General features: G+C 57.8%; 1 protein-coding gene. It reads right to left on the bottom strand.

What is annotated here, in order from left to right; all coding sequences use genetic code 11:
- Positions 1 to 315 precede the first annotated feature (315 nt).
- Positions 316 to 1,467 carry an IS110 family RNA-guided transposase gene (locus GGR43_RS23290; protein ID WP_011950467.1) on the bottom strand — a complete coding sequence of 384 codons (1,152 nt, stop codon included), beginning with the start codon at positions 1,465 to 1,467 and terminating at the stop codon, positions 316 to 318.
- Positions 1,468 to 1,532: the final 65 nt, after the last annotated feature.

Raw genomic sequence — 1,532 nt, 5'->3', positions numbered from 1 at the left:
CTTGTATGAGGAAACGGTTGTCAAGAACACATTCTGTGTATCCTTTCCCGTGAGGCTTCCGGCTCCATTGCCGCCGTATTCAGATCCCATCGATTGGCTTCGATCGTTCCGAGGTCAGCTGATGCACAATCCGTGCATAGACTTGTATCCGGTCGAGGCCGAAGCCGCGTACCATAATCCGTATTCACATCCTCGGATCGAGCAAAGGCGGATGCGGACCAAACTACTACTGGGCGTTTCTAGGCGCCATCAATCTTCCCGGTCACGCATCGCACCAACCCGCGTCGCCTTATTGAGCCTGTTGCAACATAGGCATCAGACGGCGCGGAGCTCGGCGCCCTGCGGGACCAGTCCGGTTTCCACGAAGCGCCAAAGCGCGATTAGCAATTTTCGGGCGAGCGCCACAATCCCGACCTTGGCCGCGCGCCCGCCGTTTCCCTTGAAGCGGTTGCGATACCAAACCGCCAACTCGCTGCTTGGCTGATATCGTAGCCAACACCACGCAAGCTCCACCATCAGAACGCGCGTTCCGTGGTTGCCAGCCTTGCTAATGCCCTGATCGCGTGAGACGTCTCCACTCGCGTAGGGCGCGGGGGCCAGCCCAAGAAAAGCAGCGACGTGTCGTCGGCTTTCAAACTTGCGGCAAAACACCTCGGCAACAAGCATCACTGCGCTGTTGGCACCGATGCCCTTGAGTTGCTCGAGACGGATCGCTTTTTCGCGGCACGGAAACGTCGAGGCTTCGTCCAGAACCACATCGGCGCGGTCGCGTTCAATGCTTTTGATCTGTTCATTGAGCAGCTCGAGGCGACCGAAGCACCGCTCAATCTGGCGACGAAGGTTTGGCGGCAGCAGCCGTCCATCGCCGGTACGCATATCGTCGAGTTGCTTTGACCAGTCACCGCCGCTGATCGCTTTGACCGACTGGATGCCTTGTAAGGCCAGTAGTCCCCTAATTCGCGAAATAATCCGGGTGCGCTCGTGCACAAGATCGCCACGCTCGCGCATGACTCGGCGCGCATCTTCCTCATCCGGCGTTGGCACATCCACGACACGACACACGCTTTTGTCACCTGCGAGATAGGCTTTGAGGATACCGATCATGGCTTCGGCGTCGATGCGGTCAGTCTTCACGCGCTTGCCGCGGCGCGATACAAGGAAGCTGGCAGGATCAAGAACGTAAGTATCGATGCCATTTGCCCGCAACAGTCGTGCCAGCCAGAAGCCATCATAGCCGATCTCGAAGCATAGGCGAATGGCGGCGGGCTTACCAATACGCTCGCCCGTCTTGCTTTCGAGATTGCGAAGGTGACCGAGTAGGGCTGCGCTGTCGCCCGCGGGAATCGTACGCAGCGAGATCTTAGCCGCACCTGGCGTAAGCGATGCCACAAGCCAAGTGCGTTTGCTGAGTTCGACGCTGACAATGACAGAGGTCTGAACGCAATAATCCGATGACTGGTTCTCCATGAGACGTTCTCCGCGAAAGTTGACGGTTCAACGGAATAGCCGAAACCGATCTGCATAGGATCTAT

It is taken from the genome of Sphingobium jiangsuense, assembly GCF_014196495.1.
Taxonomy (GTDB): domain Bacteria; phylum Pseudomonadota; class Alphaproteobacteria; order Sphingomonadales; family Sphingomonadaceae; genus Sphingobium; species Sphingobium jiangsuense.
The sequence above is the reverse complement of the archived record's forward strand: the minus strand, read 5'-3'. Positions and strand labels throughout refer to the sequence as shown.